The organism is Akkermansia massiliensis (genome assembly GCF_018847375.1).
GTDB classification, from domain to species: domain Bacteria; phylum Verrucomicrobiota; class Verrucomicrobiia; order Verrucomicrobiales; family Akkermansiaceae; genus Akkermansia; species Akkermansia massiliensis.
Genome location: NZ_CP072036.1, coordinates 1,215,850 through 1,239,691 on the forward strand (window position 1 = coordinate 1,215,850; position 23,842 = coordinate 1,239,691).

Genomic DNA, 23,842 nt, shown 5'->3' on the forward strand with positions numbered 1-23,842 from the left:
TCTAACGCCCGGGTGCGGGTTTGACCGTCCCTTTTTTGAAGGCCTTCATGATCTTGTGGAAGATGTCCGTATTTTCGTAAATGCCGGTGAACGCGCCGCTTCCCGCGCCGAAGGCGTACACCGGAACGGCCATGCCGTCGTGATTGCCGGAGCCGAACTGGGCGTTTATTTCCCCTTTCTCCCGGTTGCCGCCTGTGAGTGCGAACGCGCCCGTGTTATGGTCCGCCGTGATGACGACCAGGGTGCCGGGGTGTTTTGAAGCCCAGTCCAGCACGGCTCCCGCGGTCCGGTCGAAGTCGAGAAGCTCCTCCATCATTTCTTCCAGGTTGTTGCGGTGGGCGGCCTTGTCGATGTTGGAGCCTTCCACCATCAGGAAAAATCCCTCGGGATTACGGGATAGGGTATCCAGCGCCTTCAGCGTGGCCCGGCGCAGAACGTCTCCCCGCCTGGAGGGCGGGGGAAGATTCCCCGGAGCGGTGACGGCCAGCGTTTTTCCGGGCGGCAGTGCGGCGGCTTCCTCCCAGCTGCGGGCGATCCGGTAGCCCTGCGCCTGCATCTCCTTGAAAATGTCCCTCCCGTCCGGCCTTTGCGTGAAATACTTGCCGCCGCCGCCGAAAATGAAGTCGGCGCGGGAACGGGGGTAATCCCCGATGATGCCGTAGGAATCCGACCTTTTTTCATTATTGGCGCAGAAGGCGGCCGGGGTGGCGTCGTTCAGCTCGCAGGTGGCGATCACGCCGGTGGATTTGCCCATGTCCGCCGCCTTGTCCACCAGGGAGTCCAGCTTGTTGCCCCTGGGGCACACGGCCACCCTCTTGTAGAGCGTCTTGGTACCCGTCGCCATGGCGGTGCCTGCGGCGGCGGAATCCGTCACCAGCTTGTCCGCGCACCATGTTTTGGAGATGCCCGTTACCGGGCAGTTTTCAATGAACAGGCGCCCGCGGTTGGCCGCCCAGGCCGCGGAAAGGTGATGGATGCCCATGCCGTCCCCAATCATCAGGATGACGTTGGTGGCAGGGAGGTTCCGGTCAGGCTCCGGAATTTCCGCCACCTGGTAGGGGCGTTCCAGAACGAAGCGCTGGGTCTCCGCCGCCGGAAGCAGGGACGGCGCAAGCAGCAGGGCACAGGCAAGGGAGCGCAGGAGGAAATTCATGCTGCCACTTTCCCGCCCGCGGCGGAACAAGTAAAGAGGAAAAATGTGCCGGTTCAGCGGGAAACCGGCACAAATGCTGTTGGCGGCCTTATTTGACGTCCGCCTGTTTTTGCAGGATGTCCCGGATCTGTTCCAGCAGAACGACGTCATCCGGCTTGGGCGCGGGGGCTGCGGGCGTTTCTTCGCTCTTGCGCCTCAGTGAGCCGATGAGCTTGATGGCCACGAAGATGGAGAAGGCGATGATGATGAAGTCGATGGTCGCCTGAAGCAATTCCCCGTATTTCAATTCCACGTCCCCCAGTTTCAGGGTCAGGTACGCCAGGTTCACGCCGGAGGTGAGGTAGCCGATGATGGGGGTGATGATGCTGGAGACGAAGACGGAAACGATTTTGTTGAACGCGCCGCCGATGACGACCGCCACCGCCAGGTCAATGACGTTTCCTTTAAGGGCGAATGCCTTGAATTCCTCCAGAAAACCTTTGGGATTGAAAAAATGTGCCATGATGGATTGCTGCTGGTTGTAGATTTATTCTGGCGGCAAAAGGATAAAAGAAAAGAAAAATGAAATGCCGCCGAACAGAGATATGACTACTCGCCGGGATAAAATGTGAGAATCATGACGTGGCTCCCAAAAAAATCATTTACAGACGGGGCCAGAAGCGCAAACTACACGCGTATTACCTTAGCTTATGAACACAGAAGAAAAACTCAACCGGTACGTACTCCATTCCTATGGCCGTTATCCCATGGCTGCCGTCCGCGGGGAAGGCTCCCGACTGTGGGACAGCACGGGGAAGTGCTATCTGGACTTCTGTGCCGGCATTGCCACCTGCGTGCTGGGGCATTGCCATCCCGTGGTAACGCAGGCCCTGCAAAAGCAGGCGGCCACGCTGGTGCACTGCTCCAACCTGTACCAGATTCCCCAGCAGGCGGATCTGGCGGAATTCATCGTGACCAAATGCGTGGAGCGTCCGGGGAAGGTCTTTTTCTCCAACAGCGGCGCGGAATCCAATGACGGCTTGATCAAGGTGGCGCGCCGCTACGGCCACCGGAAGCCCCAGGCGGACGGCAAACCCCGTTATGAAGTGCTTACGTTCAACAAATCCTTCCACGGAAGAACGCTGGGCAGCATGTCCGCCACGGGGCAGGATAAAATCAAGATAGGCTTTGACCCCATGCTGCCGGGATTTCGCCATCTGCCTTTCAATGACCTGGAAACGGCCCGCGAAGCCATCAGGCCGGAAACAGTAGCCTTCATGCTGGAAACCATCCAGGGGGAAGGAGGCGTCAACTGCGTGACTCCGGAATTCCTGCGCGGCCTGGCACAATTGTGCAAGGAGCACGATCTTCTCCTGCTGATGGATGAAGTGCAGTGCGGCTTTGGCCGTTGCGGCGACATCATGGGATGGCGCGCCGTGGCTCCGGACGTGGAGCCGGACGGCGTTTCCTGGGCCAAGGCTCTTGGCGGCGGTTTTCCCATCGGCGGCTTCTGGATTTCCGACCGCGCCATTGACGACCAGGGCACGGAGCTTGCCTCCATCATGGACCCCGGCTCCCATGGCTCCACGTATGGCGGCAATCCGCTCGGCACCACGGTCGGCTTGGCCGTGCTGCGGGAAATCGTCTCCCAGGGGCTCCCGGAACGGGCGCGGCGCCTGGGCGCGGAAATCCGCGCGGAAATAGAATCCTGGAACCTGCCCGTGATCCAGGGCGTGCGCGGCCTGGGCCTGTTGCTGGGCATCGGCCTCAATCCGGAGATGGTGGACGCGCCGGAAGGCAAGACGGTTGCCGCCGTGGTGGTGGAGGCTCTGCGGCAGGAGGGCCTGCTTTCCGTTCCCGCCGGGCCGGAAACCGTTCGCCTGCTGCCTCCGCTGAACGTGAGTGAAGAGGAAGTCCAGCAGGCGCTTGCCATCATCAGGCGCGTGCTTAAGACATACGTTAAATAGAACTCAACCCCGTTTGCTTTATTGTCATGAAGGAAGAAGCCATCAAAGCCCCCGGCAGTACGATAAGGCAATATTCCATCATGCTCCAGAACCGGGTGGGGGCGCTGTCCGCCCTCCTCGGCCTGCTGGACATGCACGGCATCTTCTGCCTGGGGTTCAGCATGCACGACTGCCATGAGGCGACCATTGCGCGCCTGATTGTCAGCGATCCGGAACGAACGTCGGAAATCTTTCTGGAAAAGGGCATCTGCTATACGGAGTCCGAGGTTCTGGTGGCGGTTCTCCGCCATGGCCCCGCGGACCTCAAGAAGTGCCTGGATGTGCTGTATGCCGCGGAAATGAACGTCAACTTCCTGTACCCCCTGATGCCCTGCATGGCGCGGGGCTCCCTGGTCGCCCTCCATGTGGATGACCTCAACTTCGGGCGCACCGTGCTGAATTCCAGCGGCATCAAGGTCCTGTTCCAGCAGGATCTCAGCCGGTAGGAACGATGGTTTTTCCGGCCTTTCCGGTCACCCGGCCAAAGGCGTTTTCTCCAAGCGCATCAAGGGTTTGGCGCGTTTTTTCGGCTTGACGGGAGGGGAAAACATGGTATGGTACGGGCCGCATGGCAAAAGTACCCGTAATCAATCTTCGCAAGGGACACGCGGTTAATCATAACAATGACGTTTGCGTCGTGGTCAGCATGGAGCACAAGTGCCCCCCCCGCATGGCCTCCTACGTGCAAATGAGCATCCGCAGCATTTCCACCAAGAAGGTATATAACCTTCGCCTGACTTCCAATGAATCCCTGGAAGGCGTGAACCTCGCCCGTGAGGAATATGAGTTCAGCTACATTGACGGCATGGGCTACCACTTCATGAACCCCGATACGTACGAAGACATTACCGTGTCTCCGGACATCGTGGAACCCGTCAAGGATTACCTGATGGAAGGCAACATCTACATTCTGCTTTTCACGGATGAGACGGTTGTTTCCGTGGAACTCCCCGCCGCCATCACCATGGAAGTGGCGGAAGCTCCGGAAGGCGTCAAGGGCGACAGCGCGAACAACGTTTACAAGTCCGCCACGATGACCACCGGCCTGGTGGTGCAGGTGCCCCTTTTCATCAAGCCCGGCGAAAAGATTTCCGTAAAGACGGAAGACGGCTCCTACCTGGGCCGCGTGAATTAAACGTTCCCTTTTCCTGTTATTTGAAGAGTCCCGTCCGGGTTTTATCCGGCCGGGGCTTTTTCATGAGGGGACGGCGCGGAAAAAGACCAGAAGACGGGCCGGAGTACGGGCTTTACATTTGAAGCCGCGTCCAGTAAGCCATTCTCATTGTAATATTTTACTCCATGAAAAAGTTTATTGTCTTGTTGTGGATAGGGTTGCTGGCCGCTTTTCTGCCGGCGGATTGTGCCGCCGCAGTGAAGCTGGCCTGTCTGGGGGACAGCATCACCGCCGGGATGGGGGTTAAAAAGGAAGACTGCTGGGTATCCCGGATTGCGAAGACCCTGGACAGGAAGGCGGAAGTAGGAAACTTCGGCGTATCGGCGCGCTGCCTGCTGTTCAAGGGGGACCGCCCCATCACGCGGGAGAAGGCTTATCAGGACGCGCTGGCGTTCAAGCCTGACATGCTGTTGATAGGCCTGGGCACCAATGACAGCAAAAAAGTGAATTGGAGCCACAAGGATGATTTTGTAAACAATTACAAGGAGATCATTACGGAATTCCGCAAGCAGAATCCCAAATTGAAGGTATACTGCCTGCTGCCCATCCCCTCCCAGGAGGCCAGGGAAGGGGGGATCAGCAGGGAATGCATTGAAAAGGAAATCATTCCGCTCATCCGGCAGGTGGCCAAGAGCACCAAATCCAGGGTGATCGACCTCAACAAGGTGATGAAGGACAAGGGCGCCCTGCTGGTGGACGGCGTGCACCCCAATGCGGAAGGGCACGCCCTCATGGCGGAACACATTCTCCTGGTGCTCAAGGGGAAGGCTGCCGAGTAACAGGCCGCCCCCGTTCCCGAAGGCAGGGACTTTTATATGAATTGGAAGGGGTTAAAGAAACTGGATGGACCTTACGGATACGGCGAAGCCGGAATTCTCTTTTTGCTCTATCCGTTCCATGCGCCCCTGGCCGTTCACGTTTCCCTATTCGTCTAGCGCTTTCTGAAGGCGGGACAGTTCCACGGGAGCATCCTTTTTCTTCTCTGTCCGGTAGGGAATGGTGCCCTTGTGGGGGGAATCCTTCTTCTGGTATATGCGGACGTAATCTATTTCATACTTCTGGGGCAGGGGCAGTTTATTCAGATCGCCTCCTGTGGCGCCCATGGCCAGGTTCAGGATGATGAAATGGGGCTGACGGAAGGGATTGGCGACTTCCTTGTAAACGGCGTTGACGGTGTTGTCCAGGGGCGTCCTGTTCAGCAGGATGTCGTCCGCATACAGGCGCACTTCCTTTTCATCCCAGTCCATGCGGAAGACATGGAAGCTGTCCGCCCAGTCCGCATGCCTTTCCTGGAGCCATTTGAGCGGCGTGTAGGTAGTGCTCCATTTGCCCACGTGTTTTTTGGGGGAGGCCCAGCAGAGGTTGGCCAGGTAGGTGGACTGGTAGTACTCCATGATGTCTATTTCCCCGCACATGGGCCATCCTTCCTTGACGCCCATGGTCCAGAAGGCGGGCCACATGCCCTCCCGCGGGCTGAATCTGGCCCGGATTTCAAACCGCCCGTACAGCCAGGAAAACTTGCCGCGCGTGGTCAGGGAGGCGGAGGTGTAATCCGCTTCCTTGCGCGTCGTCTGCCAATTCTTTCCCGCCGGGTCATAATGGGGATTGGCGTGTTTTTCCTTTTTGCCTTCAATAATCAGCATGCCGTCCTCGCACCGGGCGTTTTCCGGCTGGTACCACTGTTCCTCCTTGTTGCGGACGAATCCGTGTTCGTAATTCCACTTGGCGGGGTCCGGGCGGCCGTCCTTGTCGAACTCGTCGTGCCAGACGAGTTCGTAATCGGAATAATCCGCTTTTTCCACCACCCTCTCGGTTTTTTTGACGCCGTCCCCGTGCAGGGTGTAAAGCTGGGCATGGAGGGGGGCGGACAACAGGGCCGTGCAGGCCAGGACTCGGAACAGGGTGGGAGCGGTCATCATGAAGGGATGAAGGTGTTTGTTACTGTTACGGGGCCGCGGGCGTTTTTTTGTCATTTTTTATTGGAAAAGGGTGAAGCCGCGAAAGCGGCTTGAGAAACGGGATTGATGGGATTAGTTTCACCTAACAACATGGGAGCCTTCTTTGGTCCCGGAAAATCAAACACTCCGTTTTAACGACAATGGAAGAAAAGAACTATCTTGTTTCCGGCATGCATTGCGCCGGTTGTGCTGCCAAGGTGGAGCGCGCCGTGGAGGGATTGGAGGGGGTGGAGCGCGTAGAGCTGAATTTGCTGACGGGGCGGATGACCGTTCTGTTTGAAAAGCCCGATTCGCCCGCCAGGGGGCGCATTGCGTCCGTAGTGGAGAAAGCCGGCTTCCACCTGGCGGACTGGCGGGAGGAACCGTTTTCCGGTGCGGATGGGGAGGAAAGCCAGGGGCAGGAGGAAACGGGAGGCTCCCGTCTCGTTTGGTCCGTTCTGCTGCTGGCGCCTCTGATGTATCTGTCCATGGGGCCCATGTGGCACTGGCCCGTTCCGGGAGGGGGCTGGGGGCTCTGGATGAATTTGTGGGCGCAGTGCATTCTGGCGGCCGCGATTCTGTGGCTGAACCGGCATTATTTAATCAACGGCGTGCGCCAGCTTGCCGCGCTGTCTCCCAATATGGATTCCCTGATCGCCATCGGCTCCGGTTCCGCCTTCCTGTACGGGCTGTATCTGTTGATTGCGGCGCTGTGGCAGGGCGCCAACGTGGACGGAATGGAACTGTATTTTGAATCCGCGGCCATGATCGTCACCCTGATTTCCCTGGGGAAATATCTTGAACGCCGTTCCTACCGCAAGACGAACGCCGCCGTGAAAGGGCTGGTGAAGCTGGTTCCCCAGGAGGCCCTGGTTTGGCATGACGGCGCGGAGCGCGCCGTCCCGCTGGATGAACTTCATTCCGGGGACCTGGTGGTGGTGAAAACCGGGCAGAGGATTCCGGTGGACGGCGTCATTGAAGAAGGGCAGGCCGCGCTGGATGAATCGGACCTGACGGGGGAAAGCATGCCGGTGGACAAGACGGCGGGAGACCGGGTGATCAGCGGCACGTTCAACCGGGCCGGGTATCTCAAGGTACGTGCGGAACGCGTGGGCAGGGACTCCACGCTGGCCCGCATGATCCGCCTGGTGGAGGAGGCCAGCCAGTCCAAGGCTCCGATTGCACGGCTGGCGGACCGGGTGTGTTATTTCTTTGTCCCTGCGGTGATTGCCATTGCCCTGGTGTCGTTGGTTGCGTGGCTGGCTGCCGGGGAGGGATTTTCCTTCGCCCTTGCCAGGGCGATTGCGGTGCTGGTGATTTCCTGCCCCTGTGTTCTGGGGCTTGCCACGCCCATCGCCATCATGGTAGGGACGGGCAGGGGCGCGCGGCTGGGCATCCTGTGCAAGTCCGCCGGAGCTTTGGAGGCTTTGAGCCGCGTGGATACCGTCGTTTTTGACAAGACGGGCACCCTGACGGAAGGGGAGCCCCGTGTGGTGGCCGTTCTGCCGGAGCCGGGCATGAATGCGGATGAACTGGTGGAAATGGCGGCGGCTTTGGAGCAGGGATCGGAACATCCGGTAGGGAAAGCCGTTTATGAACACGCCAGGCTGCTGGAACTCCCCATCCGCGCCGTGGCGGATTTGTCCGTTGTGCCGGGCCGCGGCATTTCCGGCGTAGTGGACGGCGTGCCCTATGCGGTGGGCAATCCCGGCTTCATGCAGGACAAGGGCATCTCCTGGAAGGAGGAGGAAGGCCGCCTCCGGGAGTTCATGCGGCAGGGCGCGTCCCCGCTGTATGTAGGGAGGGGAGACCGCCCTGCGGGAGTGATCATGGTGGCGGATTCCCTGAAACCGGACAGCCGGGCGGCGGTGGATTATCTGAAGCGGATGAACCTGCGCGTGGTCATGCTGACGGGGGACAATGCCGCCACGGCGCGGCACATGGCCGGGGAACTGCATATTGATGAAGTGATTTCCGACGTGCTTCCGGATGAGAAGGCCTCCCATGTGATGAAGATGGAGGAACGCGGGGACAAGGTGGCGATGGTGGGGGACGGCGTGAACGACGCCCCGGCGCTGGCCTGCGCCCGGGTGGGCATCTCCATGAAGTCCGGAACGGAGCTGGCGATGGAGTCCTCCGACATCGTGCTGATGAAGAGCAATCCCGTGGGCGTGGCGGAAGCCCTTCAACTGGGCCGCACCACCCTGCACATCATCAGGCAGAACCTCTTCTGGGCCTTCTTTTACAACATCATCGGCATTCCGCTGGCCGCCGGGTGCCTGTATCCGGCCTTCGGCCTTACGCTGAATCCCATGATTGCCGCCGGGGCCATGAGTTTAAGCTCCCTGTGCGTGGTGTTCAATTCCCTGCGGCTGCGCGGCTTCAAGCCCCGTCTGGAAAAATAAGGCGGCCTCTTCCTTTTTGGCGCCCTCCGTTCAGGAGGGCTGCAGCAGGGCCTGGGCCAGCGTGCGGGCGTGGTCCCCGCCGCCGCCCAGCATGCGGACCAGCTCGTCTATCCGGTCTTCATGGCTCACCTCCCGCAAGCAGGAGATGGTGCGGTTGCCCGCGGAAGCCTTCTGGACCAGGTAGTGATGGGAGGCCAGGGCCGCCACCTGCGGAAAGTGCGTGATGGAGATGACCTGGTGCCTGTTCCCGAGCTGCTGCATCTTGAAGCCGACGGCCCGCGCCACTTCCCCGCCCACATTGGCGTCTATTTCGTCAAATACCAGCAGGGGGGTGGAGTCCTTGTGCGCCAGGGCGCTTTTAATCGCCAGCATGATGCGCGCCAGCTCCCCGCTGGAGGCAATCAGCCGGAGAGGCTTGGAGGGTTCGCCCGGATTGGGGCCGAACAGGAATTCCACCGTTTCCATTCCCTGGGAGCCGGGTTCCTGGAGGGGGGAGAGCCCTACTTCAAAGACGGCCTGGCGGAAGCCCAGTTCCCGGGAGTGCCTGACGATGGAGGAGGCCAGTTTGGGCGCGGATGCCTGCCGCGCTTTGGTCAGGGCCTGTCCGGCGGCGTCCACCTGCTTGCGCAGGACGGCCATGGAGGTCCGCAGTTCTTCCAGGCGTTCCGTGCGGTGCTCGATGCGGTCCAGGCGGTGGGCCGCCTCCTCCCTCCGGGCGCAGACGTCTTCAAAGGAAGGGCCGTATTTCATTTTCAGGGATTCCAGCAGGTTGATGCGCTCCTCCAGTTGGAAGAGCTCCCGGGGATCACAATCCAGCTCGGAGGAATAATCCGCCAGGCGTCCTTCAATTTCCTTAAGCTCCAGATTCACTTCCGCCAGCGGGGCCAGCCACGCGGCTGTGGAGGCGTCCATGCGTTCCAGTTCGTGCGCCGCCCGGGTCAGTTCCCTCAACTGGGAACCCAGGCCGGGCACGTCCGTTTCCTCCAGCATGGCAAGCATTCTGGAAACCTGTTCCTGAAGCCTGGTGCCGTTGCGGGCGCGCTGCCAGCGTTCTTCCAGCGTGAGCACTTCCTCCGGCGTAAAGGCGGCGGCGTCTATCTCGTCCACCTGGTGGCGCAGCAGCTCTATTTCCCGCGCGGTGGCCGCTTCCGCATGCTCCAGGTCGTCATAGGCCCGGCGCGCGTCCTGCCATTGCCGCCACGCGTCCGCGTAGGCGTGCAGCAGGGGGGCGTGCTCCCCAAAGGCGTCCAGCAGGGAAAGCTGTCTCTCCTGGGAGATCAGGGAGCGGTGGTCGCTGGGGCCGTGCATGTCCACCAGGCAGGCGCCCGCCTCCCGCAGCAGGTTCAGGGTGCACGGGCTGTCATTCAGGAACTGGCGGTTGGCCGTGGAGGAAATAATGCGCTTGATAATCAGGTTGCCGTCTTCACAGGGCGGCACGCCGTGTTCGTTCAGAATGCCGTGCACGGGGGAGGATTCCGGCAGATGGAACACGGCTTCCACGCTGCATTGCTGTTCTCCGGACCGGATGAGCGTTTTGTCCGCGCGTTCCCCCAGCGCCAGCCGTATGGCGCCGATGATGACGGATTTGCCCGCCCCCGTTTCCCCCGTGATGCAGATGAAACCGGAGCTGGGTTCCCAGAGCAGCTGGTCCACGAGGGCCAGGTTTCTAATTTTCAGCAATGTAAGCATTCGGGCTTTGGATTTTGAATGCATTATGGCATCATTTGCTCTAAACGCAATCATGACCTCTGTGATGAACATTCTCTTTCTGGGCACCGGAACGTCCACCGGAGTTCCGCAGATAGGTTGCTCCTGTGCGGTCTGCACGTCCCCGGACCCCAGAAACAAGCGGTTGCGTTCTTCAGTTTACGTGGAGGCCGCGGGCACCCGCATTCTGCTGGATTCCTCCCCGGATCTGCGTCAGCAGGCCCTGCGGGAAAACATCACGGACGTGGACGCCGTGCTGTACACGCACGCCCATGTGGACCACGTGGGCGGCTTTGACGATCTGCGCGCCTTCTGCTGGCGCAGGTCCGGCGGCTTGCCCCTGTACGCCTCACCGCAGACGATGGAAGCCCTGCGGACCATGTACGGCTGGGCGTTTGAACCCAAAACGGCCCGGAGCGGCTATGTCAGGCCGGAACCTCACGAGGTGACGGAGCCGTTCCGTGTAGGGAATGTGCTGGTGACGCCTCTTCCCGTAATGCATGCCGGAGTGGAGACTTATGCCTACGTGCTGGAGGCGGAAGGGCAGCGGCTGGCGTACATGCCGGATGTGAAAAGCATCCCGGAGGCCTCCCTGGAGGCCATGAAAGGGGTTGACCTGCTGATTATTGACGGGCTGCGCTATCATCTGCACCCCACGCACCTGTGCCTGAAGGAATCCCTGGCCGCCATTGCCGCCATCCGGCCCAGGCGCGCCGTGCTGACCCATATGTCCCACGACATGGATTACGAGATTCTTTCCGGCAAGCTGCCGGAGAACGTCATGCCTGCCTACGACGGGCTGAGGCTGTCCCTGCCGTGATTTTCACCCTTCATTTCCATCAGGCCATGACTGCTGCAAACAATCCTGACCAGCCCGGCGCGCGGATGCCGTGCGAGACCAGAAAGGTGTTCGGCTTTTCCGTGGCCGTCAGCTCCGTGGAGGAAATGAGCTCTGCCCTGGCGGAACGTGCCCTGGAAGCGCAGGCCCCGTGCCTGGTGGCCGCCGCGGACGCGCACGTGATAACCCTCGGCGTTCATGACCGGGGTTATGGGGCCGTGCTGGAACGGATGGACGTGGTTTGCCCGGACGGAATGCCTGTGGTGTGGAAGCTGAACAGGGGCCTTCCCGCAGGGGAAAGGAGCGCCGAACGCGTGAGCGGGCCGGACCTGATGGAAGCCCTGGTGCGGGCGAATGCGGAGTATCCGGGTCTGCGCCATTTTTTGCTGGGCGGAGATGAAGGGACGCTGGAGACCCTGGCGTCCGCATTGAAGGAGAAGTACCCGGCTTTTCATCTGGCCGGCGTGCATTCCCCGCCATTCCGTTCCTGGACGGAGGAAGACCGGAGGGAGATGCGGGAGGCGGTTGCCTCAAGCGGGGCCAATGTGGTGTGGGTGGGCCTGGGCTGCCCCAAGCAGGAGCGGTGGATGGCGGAGCAGAAGGAGCTGCTGCCTCCCGCGGTTTATGTGGGCGTGGGAGCGGCCTTCGCCTTCCATGCCGGAACGGTGAAGCGCGCGCCCCGGTGGATGCAGAAAAACGGCCTGGAATGGCTATACCGCATTTACCGGGAGCCGGGCAGGCTGCTCAAGCGGTACGTGAAGCATAACAGCCTGTTCGTGTGGTATGTGCTGACGGGGAGGTAAAAACTCTTTTCCCGATGCGGGCGCCCCGGACATGGGGCGCAGGTTATTTTGGCCTTGTACCGTTCCCGTGCGGATTTATCATGGCTTGGCCGGGTTCTGCACGCCCGCAGGGGCGCAGCTGGCGTTTTCCATCCTTCCATCTCCTTTAACTTCTTTTCCTCATGTTCTTTCGCCGCATTCCCCGGAAAAGCTGGTATGAGAAAGCCGTGGAACGCGTTTTCAGGGACAGGAGGTTGTGTGAGGAAAAATTGCCTCCCTTCGGCTGCGTTCGCGGGGAAAATGGTTTTCTGTACCGGACAAAGCTGCTGAACGGGCAGCTCTGTATGGAATTTGAAATACATGCGGAGGGTTCCGTCAGCGTAACGGTGCGTGATGCGGACGGGAAGAGTATTCCTCATCTTGCTCAGGGAGAGGCGGACAGGTTGCGGGAGAGGGCGCTCCGCAGGGAATATGAGGAAGAGCTGTGGCATGTGGCGGAGTGCTGCTTTGAACCTGATTTCTTCAAGGGCGATCCTGCCCGGAGCCTCGTCGCGCACGTCCGGGAGGCTTACGGGGATGAATTGGAATTCCTGTGGAGGAAGTCGCCGGGAAGCGCTGTCGTGCGGCGGAAGGACACGGAAAAATGGTATGCCGTTTTTCTGGCTGTGCCGCGGTTGAAACTGGGCGGCAGTTCCAGGGAAAGGGTGGAGGTGCTGAATCTGCGGGTCCGCCCTGGGGAGCTCGAGGGCCTTGTGGACCATCACAGCCGTTTTCCGGCCTACCACATGAATAAGAAAAGCTGGGTGAGCCTTTGCCTGGACGGGACCGTCCCCTTTGAGGAGCTGGCTGCGCGCCTGGAGACCAGCCGCCGGCTTGCCGGGAAGTAAACGCCGCTGCCGGCGGTTTTCCGGAGGGGTTATGTTTTCCTCACCCGGAATACGGCGGCGGAGTTTGCAGGTGGTAAGGCGGGACGGGGCTCTTGACCCGGAAGGGGGCCGGGCCTACAGTGGGGGCATGAACGTTGAAGAAAAGGCGCTGTCCACCTTCCGCACGGAACCCTGGCGCCACAATTGCGCCCAGGCCGTTTGCGCAGCCCTGGGAAGGGAGGATTTGCTGGAAGCCGTCTCCGCGTGCGGCACGGGAAGAGCGCCTGACGGGGTATGCGGCGCCTTGTATGGAGCGCTCCTGTGCACGCCCGTGCAGTCAAGGGAGGAGCTGAAGCGGCGGTTTGTGGAGAAGCTGGGTTATTCCCATTGCAGGGAGCTGAAAAAAGAAGGCTGCGTTCCGTGCCGGGACTGCGTTGCCTCCGCGGCGTTTATGGCTTTTGATTTGCAGGAGTGAACGCAGAATGACACGACTGTATTCATAGATTTTCATGAAGAAAGAGTCTATTGGAATGAATCCAAATAGAACAACGTCATGAAAAAATTGATATATGCTATAGCAGCGGTAGCCGTTGCAGTTCCGGTAGTGGCCCTGGCGCAGAGCGCCTGCAACAGCGGTTCCTGCACCAAGGGTGACAAGGACATGGCTGAAGCCAAGGAACACATGAAAAAGGGCGCCAAAGCCGCCAAGGACGCCGCTTCCGAAAAAATGAAGGAAGGCAAGCAAGCGGCGAAGGACGCCTACGAAAAGAGCAAGGAAGCCGTCAAGGATACTTACCAAGACAGCAAGGAAGCCGTGGACCATGCGGCGGACAGGGCTGCCGATAAGGCCGAAGCCATTGGCGACGCTGCGAAAAACGGTTAACTCAAACGATTAAAATACAAACCATTTATTTATTATGTGTGACTCCAAAGATCATATGAACCATATGCATGAAGGCTGTGGATGCTCGAAAGATGCCGCTTCCGGCAAGATGGAAGAAGGCAAGAAGGCAATGAAAGACGCCTACGAAAAGAGCAAGGAAGGCGTCAAGGATATGGCTTCCGGGGTAAGTGACAAGGCCAAGTCCATGATGGACAAGGACAAAAACGCTTAATTCCGGCGGTTGAATAAGCCGTTTTCTATTCTGCATCCCGTATGCGGCATGATTTCCCCTTGTCCGGGTTTCCGGACGAGGGGATTTTTATTGGGCGGGATTTTCCGGTTGAGGGCAGCCCTCCCCGGAAGCGTCCATGGCATGCAGGCTGATTTTGTGCCTTTTGCACAGTTCCGCCACCCGGTCACGCTCCAGCAGAATGGTTTTGCCCGCTTCCAGGGCGATTTGCCTGACGCCGCATTCCGCGCACGTCTCAATGGTGACGGGGCCGATCGTAGGAATGTCGAAGCGCATGTCATGCCCCAGGCGCGCCACTTTTGCCAGTGTGGCGGGTTTGCCGTTGCCCAGCTCGCCGCTGCGGCGTATGCAGTTGTTGGTGCCTTCAATGGCTTCCACGGCAACTACGGTGCCTCCGTGCACGACGACGGACTGCCCGATGTGAAGGCGGCTGATTTCCTTGGCCATCTGCATGCCGAAAACGGCGTCCTCCCATTGTTCGGTCGAGGGACGCGGTCCGGCGATGTGGCCCGGCTGCGGCATGTGCTCTTCCATGTAGGTGAAGGCGGGGAGGATGGTGAAGCCTTCTTTTTCCGCCTCCGTGATGACGGCCCCCAGCAGGGAGTCCGCGTTTTTCTCCGGCATGCGCATCAGCACGGAAAGGGCGCGGAGGTCCGGACGGAGGGAGAGAATGTTCTTCGGGTTGATGCCTCCCGCCATGATGACGTTCCGCACGCCGTGCTTTTTCAGGAAGGAGAACGGCTTGCTGATCTGGCCCACGCTGAATTCCTGGTAAGCGTCGCACAGGGGAATGACGGCGGGATTGGTCTCCCCCTTGAAGCCCACGGCCACGATGCGCAGCTCCGGCGTCCGGCGGCGCGCCCCCCGGACGATGTATTCCGGGTAGACGCCGTCTCCGGCTACCAGGCCTAGTACGGGTGGGTCTGTCGTCATGCGGCGTAAAGCGTGTGGGAACGGAGCGGGTTACAGGTATTCCGGGCGCTGGAGCAGTTCCGCCACGCGCTTGAGCAGGCGGCCGATGTCCGCGCCGTCCACCACGCGGTGGTCCCCCGTAGCCACGATGTTGGCCTTGGAGATGGGAATGAACGCCTCCACCTCGTCGCTCCAGACCGGGGTCTTGGTGACGGCTCCCACCCCCAGGATGATGGATTCGCTGGGCATGGGCATGGGGGCGGCAAAGGTGAGCCCGAAGCCGCCGAAGTTGGTGACTGTGGCGATGCCGCCCGTGCTGTCTTCCGGGGCCAGCCTGCGGCGGCGCGCCTGGGCGATCAGCCTGTTGTAGTCTTCCAGCAGTTCTTCCATCGTCCGTTCGTTCACGCGGCGCAGCACGGGAACCATCACTCCGTCTGCCACCTGGGCGGCGATGCCGATGTCAATGGTTTTGGGGGAAAGGATGTTTTCCCCCACCAGGTAGCCGGCGCATTCCGGGCTTTCCGCCAGGGCCAGGGCCAGGGCGCGGGCAAAGTACAGGGTGATGCCGGGCCGCAGCGGGGAATGCTGCCTGTGCTTGATGAGGGGGTCCATGAACACGGGGCGCCCGGCGGAGGCCAGGGGGCGCGTCCAGCTCCGGCGCATGGCGTCCGCCACGGCCAGCCGCATGGAGGAGGCCTTGCGGTGCGGCCACTGGCTCACGTATTCCAGGAATTCCTCCAGGTCGTCAATGGTGACCCGTCCTCCGGCTCCGGAGCCGGAGATGAAAGCGATGTCCGAGGCGCTCATGCCTAGTTCATCCATGCGCGCCTTCATCCGGGGGGACATGTAGTGCGCGCCTTTCATGCCGGCGGGCACCGGCAGGCCGCGCACGCTGGGCTGGACTTTCAGGTCCGTGCCGTTTTCCTGGTAGGATTCCCCCGTCAGGCCAAAGTGGACCCCGGCGGGCTTTTCCTCCCGGGCGGAAGCGTCCGGGACGCGCTGGGGCACGGATTCCGGGCTGGCCGGAAGGGAAGGCTGGGTGGAGTCACCGGCCGGGGTGGCCCCGGAACGCTCAATTTCCTCTTCCGTGGCGTCAATCATGGCCATGCAGGCGCCGACCACGATGGATTCCCCTTCCTTGATAAACACGTCGCTCAGGACGCCGCCGCACATGGTGGTGACGCCCATGGTGGCCTTGTTGGTCTCTACCTCAAAGATTTCCTGGTCGGCTTCTACGGTGTCGCCCGGGGCCGCCAGCAGGCGCAGCACGGTGGCTTCCGCAATGGAATCCCCGAGCTGGGGCATCAGAATGGGTACTTTAGGCATGGTGGAAACTGGGTTGAATCAGATGGATAAAAGATGGCGGATGGAGGCGGCGATGGATTCCAGCGTAGGGCGGTGCGCCTTCCACAGGTTGGGATGCTGGGGGATGGGGGTGTCCCTGGCGTTGAGCCGCTGGGGCGGAGCGTCCAGCAGATGGAAGCCTTCCGCCACGATGCGGGAAACGACTTCCGACGTGACGCCCCCCCACGGGAAGTCTTCCCCGACGACCAGGACGCGGCCAGTGCGCGCTACGGAGGCGATGACGGTGTCCATGTCCAGCGGGCGCACCGTGCGGAGGTCCACTACTTCCACTTCATAACCGCTCTCCTTCGCCAGCAGGTCCGCCGCGCGCACGGCTTCCGGCACCATGGCGCTGTACGCCACTACGGTGGCGTGCTTTCCGGTGCGGGCGATCCGGGCCATGCCGAAGGGAATCACCGGGGCTTCCCGGTAGTTGTCCTCCGCCTTCAGCCAGCGGTACAGGAACTTGTGTTCCAGGAAGATGACGGGATCGGGCACTTCCACGGCCTGGCGCAGCATCCAGTAGGCGTCCGCCACGGTGGCCGGGGTCATGACGTGCAGGCCCGGATAGTGGGCGAACAGGGCTTCCAGGCTCTGGCTGTGGAAGGGACCCGTGCCGGGCGTTCCCCCGCAGGGCAGCCGCACCGTGATGTTGGCGGGAATGCCCGTGCGGTAGTAATGGGTGGCCGCCATGTTGACGATCTGGTTGAAAGCAATGGTGCTGAAGTCGGCAAACTGGACTTCCATGATGGGCTTCTTGCCCATGACGGCGGCTCCGGTGACCATGCCGGCCATGGCGTCCTCACTGATGGGGGCGTCAATCACGCGGTCCGGGAACAGCTCCTTGAGGCCCTTGGTCGCTTTGAAAGCGCCGCCGAAAACGCCTATGTCCTGTCCGTACAGGAAGACGTCCTTGTCTTCCGCAAGCAGGTCTTTCTGGGCGTCGTGAATGGCATCAATGTATGTTACGCTCATGGGAATATTCCGTTTGCAGGCTTAATAAGGTCTCCACACCGTGGCGTTCCAGTCCTCCCGGAAGGGGTCCGGCTCCGGTTCCCTCTGCGCAGTAGCCACGGCCAGCTGGACTTCATCGGCATACTGCTTTTTCAGGTCCGCCACTTCTTCCGGCGTCAGCCAGCCGGCTTCCAGCAGTTGCCGTTCCGCGACGGTGACGGGGTCTTTTTTGTCGTACTCATCCTTCAATTCCCTGGGGATGTAGGAGGCGTCGTCATGTTCCCCGTGGCCGCACATGCGCAGGGTCTTGGCCAGCACCCACTGGGGGCCCCTGCCTTCCCTCGCGTTGTTGACGGCGGTGCGGAAGGCTTCCAGCGTAGCCATGAAGTCCGTGCCGTCCGTTTCATGCACGGTGAAGCCGTAGCCGCGGCCCCTGTCCGCCAGGGAGGCTTCCCCGAATTCACGGACATTGGGAGTGGAATAGGCGAATTGATTGTTGGTCACCACGAGCACCAGCGGCAGTTGTTCCACGTTCGCCATGTTGGCGGCTTCGTGAAAGGCGCCTGTGGACGTGGTGCCGTCTCCGCAGAAGGCCACGCCTACGGGGCCGGGAAGCTTGCCGTCCAGCCGCTTGGCAAAAAGGCAGCCGATGACGAAGGCCACCGTGCTGCCCAGATGGCTGATGGGCGCCATGTAGCCTTCCGCCGGCAGTCCGCGGTGGACGTTCCCGTCCCGTCCCTTCATATAGCCCAGGGCAGAGCCCAGGTAGGAGCGGGCCGCTTCAATGATCGGTTCCCCCCAGGTGATGCGCGCCGCCTGTTCCCGGATGAACGGGGCGATCACGTCATACCCGGCGGTCAGGAAAACGCCGCCGCAGGCGGCAATCGCTTCATGCCCGCGGCCCAGGTAAACGCCGCCCGTGATTTTGCCCGCTTTATACAGGCTGGAAATTTTGGTGTCAAAGGCCCGCGCCAGCAACATGGCCTTGTAAGCCTTGACGGCGCTTTCCTTCAAGTCCGGTTGTGTAGTGTCGCAATGTGCCACCCCATTATTTTATATGCTGCATGGGGAAATGCAATGCCATTTCATGAAACTTCCGGAGACTTCATGCCTGCGGGCCTGAACGGACGTTCCGGCTGCACCGCAGGGCGGCAGGGGCGCGGACGGGGAACTCCGGTTCCCGAAAGGCGTTTTTTACATCCTCTTCACCCATTGCCTGTTCCGGAAAAAATCCCCCGGTTCACTTCCCTTCCGGCGGAAGGGAGCATCTCAGTTCGAATTTGGGATGCACCACATCGTAGTCTCCGGAAAACAATTCCGTTTCCATGATGATTTTATCATACTCCTGCGCAAAAAGTTCGGGAAAGACCAGGGGGGCCTTCCCGATATCGCTTTCCTTCCTGATGGAGCAGAGGAAGGAGGCGGCAGGCAGGCGCACGACTTCCTTTAACTGCCGGGCGTCCCTTTTGGTCGCTTCCACCTCCACATACAGGAACCTTTCCGTTCCGGAGCTCCGGTGGAAGGAAAGGAGTCCGGCTTCCGCGCCCAGCCTCAGCTCATTGCGGTTAATGTCATCAAACATGTTGGTGATGAGTACATTGTAATCCGTGCTGTGCTGTTTTCCGGCATAGGGAGCCGTCCAGCAATATTTTTCCGGCAGGGCGTGGACGGTCTGCCCCTCATGGCGCCGGAGGCCTTCCATCCGGTCCATCTGCTTCTGGAATTTTTCCAGCAGGTGCAGTTTCTCCTGAATGTCCCTGATTTTCTGGTGCGCCAGCATGGTGCCGTGGGAAATCAGCTTCTTGTAATGGATTCTCTGCTGGTCCTCGGTCAGAAAGGAGGTGAACTCCTTCAGGGGAATGTCCAGGAAGGTGCAGGCGCGGATGGCGTCCACCACGGGAATCTGGGAGAGGGTGTAATAACGGTAGCCTGTATCCGGGTCCGTATGGGCCGGGCGCAGAATCCCCAGCTGCTCGTAATACCGGAGTGATTTAATATGTACGCCGGTCTGTTTGGACAGATTGCCTATGGTTAGTAAATTCTGCTTGTCCATCCTGTATTGCGGTTGGCGTGGAAACTGATTTTTTCCCGCCGGAGGCGCGCCCGGCGGAAACGGCTGCTGCATGCAAGAGAAATCTTCCTGAAGACGAAATCGTCGCGTCATTCATTTGATTCTTGTTGCCAGCAGCTTACAACAAATGATAAAAAGCCGCTCCACTTAATCTTTTCATTGCCTCTTGACTCTCCCATTATGGGATACTTTACATCTTATGGCAATTGAAAAATCCCCGGTCTTGTCGGAAGCGTGGTTCCGGGGTTTCTTGAGGTCTTATAAAGCATGATTACTGATGAAAACAACTAGTCTCCTTCTTCTCTGCACCACCCTTTTGGCAGCTCTCTCCTCCTGCCGGCAGGGGGATGAAAATCCGGCCGCCGGTTCTCCCGGAGAAATCGTGCCGGAAGTGGCCGTTCTCACGGTGCACGGCACCCAGGTTCCCGTAACCGCCAACCTTCCCGGCCGCATGGAGGCGTACCTCCAGGCGGAAGTGCGCGCCCGCGTGACGGGAATCATTCAGGAACGCTGCTACCAGGAAGGGCAGACGGTCCGCCCGGGCGACCTTCTCTTCAAGATAGATCCGGCTCCGCTCCAGGCCGTGCTGGACGAATGCAAGGCCACGGTAGCGCGCGCCAAGGCCGTGCTGGCGGATGCGGAGGACAAGGCCGCCCGCTATTCCTCCCTGGTGGCCAAGGGCGCCGTCAGCGTGCGGGAGCACAAGCAGGCCATGGCGGAGGAAGACCGGGCCAGGGCGGAATATGCCGCCGCCGCCGCGTCTCTGGAGCAGGCCCGCCTGAATCTGGAATACACCAGGGTGGAAGCGCCCATCTCCGGCCGCGTGCGCCGCGCGCTGGTGACGGAAGGGGCATTTGCCAACCAGAACGAATTCACGCACCTGACCACCATTGAGCAGATAGACCCCATCTATGTCCGCTTCTGCCAGCCGGCCTCCCAGTACAGCAGCCTGCGCCGCGCCGTGGTGTCCGGCCTGTGGAAGGGAGTGCCGCTGGGTGAAATCAAGGTGCGCCTGCTGCTCTCCAATGGGGAGGAATACCCCCATTCCGGCAAGATCATCTTTTCCGACATGGCGGTGGACCCGAATACGGACACCATTGAAATGCGGGCCCAGTTCCCCAATCCGGACTATGAGCTTCTGCCCGGCGCCTATGTGCGCGTGGTATTTGAGAAGGCGGTGCGGGACAACGTGTTCGCCATTCCCCGGGACGCCGTCATCCGCACCGCGCAGGGGGCTTCCGTCTTTGTCGTGGGCCCGGAAGGCGTGCTGGAAATGCGCCCCGTGAAGGCGGATACGCTGAACGGCCGGGAATGGCTGGTTTCGGAAGGCCTCAAGGACGGGGACAAGGTGGCCGTCAGCCACATCATGTCCCTCCGGCCCGGCATGAAGGTCCGCAGCGCCGCGCCCCAGCCGCAATCCAACGCCCAGCAATAACCCGTTATGCCTGATTTCTTTATACGCCGCCCCATTTTTGCCTGGGTAGTCGCCCTCCTGATTTCCCTGATCGGGCTGCTGGCCATTCCCAGCCTGCCTATTGCCCAGTACCCGGACATCGCTCCGCCGGTCATTACCCTGCGCACTACGTATCCGGGGGCCTCCGCCCAGGATACGGAGGAAGCCGTCACCGCCGTGATTGAAAAGGAAATCAACGGAGCTCCCGGCCTGATGTACATGTCCGCCACCAGCAGTTCCGACGGCGCGGTGGAAATCGCCGCCACGTTCACGCAGGGCACGGACCCGGACATTGCCGCCGTGGAAGTGCAGAACAGGCTGAAAATCGTGGAATCCCGCCTGCCGGAATCTGTCCGGAAGGAAGGAGTGTTCGTGGAAAAATCCTCCAACAACATTCAGGCGATGATCTCCCTTTCCTCCACGGGGAACCTGAATGATACGGAACTGGGGGAATGGGCTTCCGCGCGCATCATCCCTGAATTGAAGCGTGTGAAAGGCGTCGGGCGCGTGGAGCTCTTCGGCGCGGAAACGTCCATGCGCATCTGGCCCGATCCGGAAAAGCTGGAAGCGCTGGGGCTGACGCCCACGGACATCGTGAATGCCGTGGCCGCCCAGAGCGAGCGCATCATCATCGGTGACATCGGGGGGGCGGCCGTTTCCAAATCCGCCCCCATCAACGCCAGCGTGGTGGCGGAGGAAGCCTTCCGCACGCCGGAGGAATTCGCCTCCATTGCGCTGAGAACGCTTTCAGACGGTTCCTCCGTCAAGCTGGGGGACGTGGCGCGGGTGGAGCTGGGCTCCAACAGCTACGCGTTCTTCTCCCGCTGCAACGGGCAGACCGCCACCGGCATGGCTATCAAGATGGCTCCCGGCTCCAACGCCGTGGAAACCATGGGCCTGCTCAAGGCCAAGATGGATGAGCTGGCCAGGGACTTCCCGCCCGGCGTCACCTACCAGATTCCGTATGAAACCACCCATTTCGTGGAAATCTCCATCCAGAAAGTCATTTCAACCCTGCTGGAAGCCATTCTGCTGGTATTCCTGGTCATGTTCCTGTTCCTGCAGAACTTCCGGGCCACCCTGATTCCCACGCTCGTCGTCCCCGTGGCCCTGCTGGGCACCTTTGCGGTGATGTGGCTCTCCGGGTTCTCCATCAACATGCTCACCATGTTCGCCATGGTGCTCAGCATCGGCATTCTGGTGGACGACGCCATTGTGGTGGTGGAAAATGTGGAACGCATCATGATGGAGGAGGGGCTGGACGCCCGGCGCGCTACGGTAAAAGCCATGAAGCAGATCGGAGGCGCCATCGTGGGCATCACCGCCGTGCTCGTGGCCGTGTTCGTGCCCATGGCCTTTTTCAGCGGAGCGGTGGGGAACATCTACCGGCAATTTGCCGTGACCCTCATTGTATCCATCTCCTTCTCCGCGTTTCTGGCCCTTTCCCTGACTCCGGCTCTGTGCGCCGCCATGCTTAAAGCCTCCTCCGTGGAGCATCAGGAAAAGAAAGGATTCTTCGGATGGTTCAACAGGACCATCCACCGGTCCACGGACCGGTACGGCAATGCCGTATCCGGAATCATCCGCCGCCCCGTACGCTCCCTGTTCCTGTATGTGCTTATCATTGCGGGGGCCGGCTACCTGTACCTCACGCTTCCCACCTCCTTCCTTCCGGAAGAAGACCAGGGCAACTTCATGGCGATGGTTGCCCTGCCTGCCGGGACCTTGCAGGAGGAAACCAGCACCCGGCTGCGGGAGGTGGAGGATTACCTGATGCAGCATGAACCGGTGGAATACGCCTACTCCGTGGGCGGCTTCAGCTTCATGGGCACCGGCACCAACATGGCGATGCTGTTTGTCGGCCTGAAAAACTGGGACGAGCGTTCCGGAGAGGACAACTCCGCCCAGGCGATCATTGACCGGGTCAACGCCCGTTTTGGCGGGGACCGCCAGATGATGGTCATGGCCCTGAACATGCCGTCCCTGCCGGAACTGGGCAGCACGTCCGGCTTCGACTTCCGCCTCCAGGACAAGGGCGGCCTGGGGTATGCCCGCATGGTGGAAGCCCGGGACGAACTCCTGGCCCGCGCCAATGCGGACCCCAACCTGACGGGCGTCTACTTCTCCGGACAGGCGGACACGCCGCGGCTGCACGTCTCCATTGACCGGGAAAAAGCCTTCTCCATGGGAGTGCCCATTACGGAAATCAGCAATTCGCTGGCGGTCATGTTCGGGTCCAGCTATGTGGGGGACTTCATGCATGACAGCCAGGTGCGCCGCATCATTGTGCAGGCGGACGGAAAAAGCCGCCTGAACGGCAATGACATTGAAGACCTGCATGTCCGCAATGACCAGGGGAAGCTTCTGCCTCTCTCCTCCTTCGTCCGGCTGGACTGGACGGCCGGCCCCCCGCAGCTCACGCGCTACAACAACTACCCCTCCTTCACCATCAACGGCTCCTCCGCGCCCGGCAAGAGCAGCGGGGACGCCATGAACGCCCTGGAGCAGATTACCGCCACCCTGCCGCAGGGCGTGGGATTTGAATGGACGGGACAGTCCTATGAAGAAAAGCTTGCCGGGTCCCAGGCCACGCTGCTCTTCGGCCTGTCCATCCTGATCGTCTTCCTGGTGCTGGCGGCCCTGTATGAAAGCTGGTCCATTCCGCTGGCGGTCATCCTGGTGGTGCCCCTGGGCCTGCTCGGAGCCCTGCTGGCCGTCTTCCTGCGCGACATGCCCAACGACATCTACTTCAAGGTGGGCCTGATTACGACCATCGGTCTTTCCGCCAAGAATGCCATCCTGATTGTGGAAGTGGCCAAGGAATTCTACCGGGAAGGCATGGATGTGATGGAAGCTGCCGTTGCCGCCGCCAAACTGCGCCTGAGGCCCATCCTGATGACCTCCCTGGCGTTCGGCGCCGGGGTGGTTCCGCTGGCCTTCGCCCACGGGGCGGCGGCGGGCGCGCAGCGCGCCGTAGGCACGGGGGTGCTGGGCGGCATCATTACGGCCACCCTGCTGGCGATCTTCCTGGTTCCCCTCTTCTTCCGCCTGACAGCCGGAAAGAGGAAACAGGAACACCCGGAAGAAGCATAGGGCACGAGGCTGGAACGGAAACGCCTGGAATACCC

At 60.8% G+C, this 23,842-nt stretch carries 22 protein-coding genes; 13 read left to right on the plus strand and 9 right to left on the minus strand.

What is annotated here, in order from left to right:
* Window position 1: 1 nt before the first annotated feature.
* Together J5W70_RS05060 and mscL are read right to left on the minus strand one after the other, a co-directional pair.
* On the minus strand, window positions 2–1,153 hold the full coding sequence (locus J5W70_RS05060; protein WP_022396834.1) for an alkaline phosphatase: 1,152 nt from the start codon (window positions 1,151–1,153) through the stop codon (window positions 2–4).
* Window positions 1,154–1,241: 88 nt separating this feature from the next.
* Entirely contained in the window at window positions 1,242–1,655 is a 414-nt protein-coding gene (gene mscL, locus J5W70_RS05065; RefSeq protein WP_022396833.1) for a large-conductance mechanosensitive channel protein MscL, read from the minus strand.
* Between the two features lie 187 nt (window positions 1,656–1,842).
* Between mscL and J5W70_RS05070 the strand changes: the two genes are divergently transcribed.
* The 4 genes from J5W70_RS05070 (at window position 1,843) to J5W70_RS05085 (ending at window position 5,091) form a co-directional block, all read left to right on the plus strand.
* Window positions 1,843–3,099: an aspartate aminotransferase family protein gene (locus J5W70_RS05070; RefSeq protein ID WP_022396832.1), complete on the plus strand. Its 1,257-nt coding sequence runs from the start codon at window positions 1,843–1,845 to the stop codon at window positions 3,097–3,099.
* A 26-nt stretch (window positions 3,100–3,125) separates the two neighbouring features.
* Window positions 3,126–3,584 (plus strand): amino acid-binding ACT, encoded by a 459-nt coding sequence (locus tag J5W70_RS05075; RefSeq protein WP_022396831.1) that lies wholly within the window; start codon window positions 3,126–3,128, stop codon window positions 3,582–3,584.
* 122 nt (window positions 3,585–3,706) lie between these two features.
* Window positions 3,707–4,273, plus strand: coding sequence for an elongation factor P (gene efp, locus J5W70_RS05080; protein ID WP_022396830.1), 567 nt, complete (start codon window positions 3,707–3,709; stop codon window positions 4,271–4,273).
* A gap of 164 nt (window positions 4,274–4,437) precedes the next feature.
* Complete coding sequence (locus tag J5W70_RS05085; RefSeq protein ID WP_022396829.1) at window positions 4,438–5,091, plus strand: GDSL-type esterase/lipase family protein; 654 nt, start codon at window positions 4,438–4,440, stop codon at window positions 5,089–5,091.
* 144 nt (window positions 5,092–5,235) lie between these two features.
* Here the strand turns inward: J5W70_RS05085 and J5W70_RS05090 are convergent, their stop codons facing one another.
* The gene (locus J5W70_RS05090) at window positions 5,236–6,231 is read right to left on the minus strand and encodes a glycoside hydrolase family 16 protein (RefSeq protein WP_022396828.1); all 996 of its coding nucleotides are present in this window, start codon (window positions 6,229–6,231) and stop codon (window positions 5,236–5,238) included.
* Between the two features lie 179 nt (window positions 6,232–6,410).
* Here J5W70_RS05090 and J5W70_RS05095 point away from each other — a divergent pair, with 179 nt between their 5' ends.
* Complete coding sequence (locus J5W70_RS05095) at window positions 6,411–8,654, plus strand: heavy metal translocating P-type ATPase (RefSeq protein WP_102726435.1); 2,244 nt, start codon at window positions 6,411–6,413, stop codon at window positions 8,652–8,654.
* 30 nt (window positions 8,655–8,684) lie between these two features.
* Here the strand turns inward: J5W70_RS05095 and recN are convergent, their stop codons facing one another.
* Window positions 8,685–10,343, minus strand: coding sequence for a DNA repair protein RecN (gene recN / locus J5W70_RS05100; protein ID WP_022396824.1), 1,659 nt, complete (start codon window positions 10,341–10,343; stop codon window positions 8,685–8,687).
* Between the two features lie 52 nt (window positions 10,344–10,395).
* On the opposite strand from recN, the gene J5W70_RS05105 reads away from it, so the two are divergent.
* The 6 genes from J5W70_RS05105 (at window position 10,396) to J5W70_RS05130 (ending at window position 13,962) form a co-directional block, all read left to right on the plus strand.
* Window positions 10,396–11,181, plus strand: coding sequence for an MBL fold metallo-hydrolase (locus tag J5W70_RS05105; RefSeq protein WP_257228431.1), 786 nt, complete (start codon window positions 10,396–10,398; stop codon window positions 11,179–11,181).
* Between the two features lie 26 nt (window positions 11,182–11,207).
* Window positions 11,208–12,002, plus strand: a complete 795-nt coding sequence (locus J5W70_RS05110; RefSeq protein ID WP_022396822.1) for a WecB/TagA/CpsF family glycosyltransferase — start codon at window positions 11,208–11,210, stop codon at window positions 12,000–12,002.
* Between the two features lie 161 nt (window positions 12,003–12,163).
* A complete protein-coding gene (locus tag J5W70_RS05115) occupies window positions 12,164–12,868 on the plus strand; it encodes an MmcQ/YjbR family DNA-binding protein (RefSeq protein WP_022396821.1) in 705 nt (234 codons plus the stop codon).
* A gap of 127 nt (window positions 12,869–12,995) precedes the next feature.
* On the plus strand, window positions 12,996–13,322 hold the full coding sequence (locus J5W70_RS05120) for a hypothetical protein (protein WP_102722223.1): 327 nt from the start codon (window positions 12,996–12,998) through the stop codon (window positions 13,320–13,322).
* A gap of 78 nt (window positions 13,323–13,400) precedes the next feature.
* Window positions 13,401–13,730, plus strand: coding sequence for a hypothetical protein (locus tag J5W70_RS05125; protein WP_022396819.1), 330 nt, complete (start codon window positions 13,401–13,403; stop codon window positions 13,728–13,730).
* Window positions 13,731–13,785: 55 nt separating this feature from the next.
* Window positions 13,786–13,962: a hypothetical protein gene (locus J5W70_RS05130; RefSeq protein ID WP_156340827.1), complete on the plus strand. Its 177-nt coding sequence runs from the start codon at window positions 13,786–13,788 to the stop codon at window positions 13,960–13,962.
* Between the two features lie 87 nt (window positions 13,963–14,049).
* Here the strand turns inward: J5W70_RS05130 and J5W70_RS05135 are convergent, their stop codons facing one another.
* The 5 genes from J5W70_RS05135 to J5W70_RS05155 form a co-directional block, all read right to left on the minus strand.
* Complete coding sequence (locus J5W70_RS05135) at window positions 14,050–14,913, minus strand: LpxI family protein (protein ID WP_102730169.1); 864 nt, start codon at window positions 14,911–14,913, stop codon at window positions 14,050–14,052.
* A 30-nt stretch (window positions 14,914–14,943) separates the two neighbouring features.
* The gene (locus J5W70_RS05140; protein WP_022396815.1) at window positions 14,944–16,218 is read right to left on the minus strand and encodes a 2-oxo acid dehydrogenase subunit E2; all 1,275 of its coding nucleotides are present in this window, start codon (window positions 16,216–16,218) and stop codon (window positions 14,944–14,946) included.
* Window positions 16,219–16,236: 18 nt separating this feature from the next.
* Window positions 16,237–17,211 carry an alpha-ketoacid dehydrogenase subunit beta gene (locus J5W70_RS05145; RefSeq protein WP_022396814.1) on the minus strand — a complete coding sequence of 325 codons (975 nt, stop codon included), beginning with the start codon at window positions 17,209–17,211 and terminating at the stop codon, window positions 16,237–16,239.
* A 21-nt stretch (window positions 17,212–17,232) separates the two neighbouring features.
* Window positions 17,233–18,204 carry a thiamine pyrophosphate-dependent dehydrogenase E1 component subunit alpha gene (locus J5W70_RS05150; RefSeq protein WP_240454371.1) on the minus strand — a complete coding sequence of 324 codons (972 nt, stop codon included), beginning with the start codon at window positions 18,202–18,204 and terminating at the stop codon, window positions 17,233–17,235.
* A 226-nt stretch (window positions 18,205–18,430) separates the two neighbouring features.
* Window positions 18,431–19,243 (minus strand): MerR family transcriptional regulator, encoded by an 813-nt coding sequence (locus J5W70_RS05155; RefSeq protein ID WP_022396812.1) that lies wholly within the window; start codon window positions 19,241–19,243, stop codon window positions 18,431–18,433.
* A 295-nt stretch (window positions 19,244–19,538) separates the two neighbouring features.
* Here J5W70_RS05155 and J5W70_RS05160 point away from each other — a divergent pair, with 295 nt between their 5' ends.
* Together J5W70_RS05160 and J5W70_RS05165 are read left to right on the plus strand one after the other, a co-directional pair.
* Complete coding sequence (locus J5W70_RS05160; protein WP_022396811.1) at window positions 19,539–20,696, plus strand: efflux RND transporter periplasmic adaptor subunit; 1,158 nt, start codon at window positions 19,539–19,541, stop codon at window positions 20,694–20,696.
* A gap of 6 nt (window positions 20,697–20,702) precedes the next feature.
* Window positions 20,703–23,807, plus strand: coding sequence for an efflux RND transporter permease subunit (locus J5W70_RS05165; protein WP_022396810.1), 3,105 nt, complete (start codon window positions 20,703–20,705; stop codon window positions 23,805–23,807).
* Window positions 23,808–23,842: the final 35 nt, after the last annotated feature.

Excerpts from the sequence above, each read along its gene's own strand:
- J5W70_RS05060 (WP_022396834.1), bottom strand. The coding sequence starts at position 1,153 with ATGAATTTCCTCCTGCGCTCCCTTGCCTGTGCCCTGCTGCTTGCGCCG.
- mscL (WP_022396833.1), bottom strand. The coding sequence starts at position 1,655 with ATGGCACATTTTTTCAATCCCAAAGGTTTTCTGGAGGAATTCAAGGCA.
- J5W70_RS05070 (WP_022396832.1), top strand. The coding sequence starts at position 1,843 with ATGAACACAGAAGAAAAACTCAACCGGTACGTACTCCATTCCTATGGC.
- J5W70_RS05075 (WP_022396831.1), top strand. The coding sequence starts at position 3,126 with ATGAAGGAAGAAGCCATCAAAGCCCCCGGCAGTACGATAAGGCAATAT.
- efp (WP_022396830.1), top strand. The coding sequence starts at position 3,707 with ATGGCAAAAGTACCCGTAATCAATCTTCGCAAGGGACACGCGGTTAAT.
- J5W70_RS05085 (WP_022396829.1), top strand. The coding sequence starts at position 4,438 with ATGAAAAAGTTTATTGTCTTGTTGTGGATAGGGTTGCTGGCCGCTTTT.
- J5W70_RS05090 (WP_022396828.1), bottom strand. The coding sequence starts at position 6,231 with ATGATGACCGCTCCCACCCTGTTCCGAGTCCTGGCCTGCACGGCCCTG.
- J5W70_RS05095 (WP_102726435.1), top strand. The coding sequence starts at position 6,411 with ATGGAAGAAAAGAACTATCTTGTTTCCGGCATGCATTGCGCCGGTTGT.
- recN (WP_022396824.1), bottom strand. The coding sequence starts at position 10,343 with ATGCTTACATTGCTGAAAATTAGAAACCTGGCCCTCGTGGACCAGCTG.
- J5W70_RS05105 (WP_257228431.1), top strand. The coding sequence starts at position 10,396 with ATGACCTCTGTGATGAACATTCTCTTTCTGGGCACCGGAACGTCCACC.
- J5W70_RS05110 (WP_022396822.1), top strand. The coding sequence starts at position 11,208 with ATGACTGCTGCAAACAATCCTGACCAGCCCGGCGCGCGGATGCCGTGC.
- J5W70_RS05115 (WP_022396821.1), top strand. The coding sequence starts at position 12,164 with ATGTTCTTTCGCCGCATTCCCCGGAAAAGCTGGTATGAGAAAGCCGTG.
- J5W70_RS05120 (WP_102722223.1), top strand. The coding sequence starts at position 12,996 with ATGAACGTTGAAGAAAAGGCGCTGTCCACCTTCCGCACGGAACCCTGG.
- J5W70_RS05125 (WP_022396819.1), top strand. The coding sequence starts at position 13,401 with ATGAAAAAATTGATATATGCTATAGCAGCGGTAGCCGTTGCAGTTCCG.
- J5W70_RS05130 (WP_156340827.1), top strand. The coding sequence starts at position 13,786 with ATGAACCATATGCATGAAGGCTGTGGATGCTCGAAAGATGCCGCTTCC.
- J5W70_RS05135 (WP_102730169.1), bottom strand. The coding sequence starts at position 14,913 with ATGACGACAGACCCACCCGTACTAGGCCTGGTAGCCGGAGACGGCGTC.
- J5W70_RS05140 (WP_022396815.1), bottom strand. The coding sequence starts at position 16,218 with ATGCCTAAAGTACCCATTCTGATGCCCCAGCTCGGGGATTCCATTGCG.
- J5W70_RS05145 (WP_022396814.1), bottom strand. The coding sequence starts at position 17,211 with ATGAGCGTAACATACATTGATGCCATTCACGACGCCCAGAAAGACCTG.
- J5W70_RS05155 (WP_022396812.1), bottom strand. The coding sequence starts at position 19,243 with ATGGACAAGCAGAATTTACTAACCATAGGCAATCTGTCCAAACAGACC.
- J5W70_RS05160 (WP_022396811.1), top strand. The coding sequence starts at position 19,539 with ATGAAAACAACTAGTCTCCTTCTTCTCTGCACCACCCTTTTGGCAGCT.
- J5W70_RS05165 (WP_022396810.1), top strand. The coding sequence starts at position 20,703 with ATGCCTGATTTCTTTATACGCCGCCCCATTTTTGCCTGGGTAGTCGCC.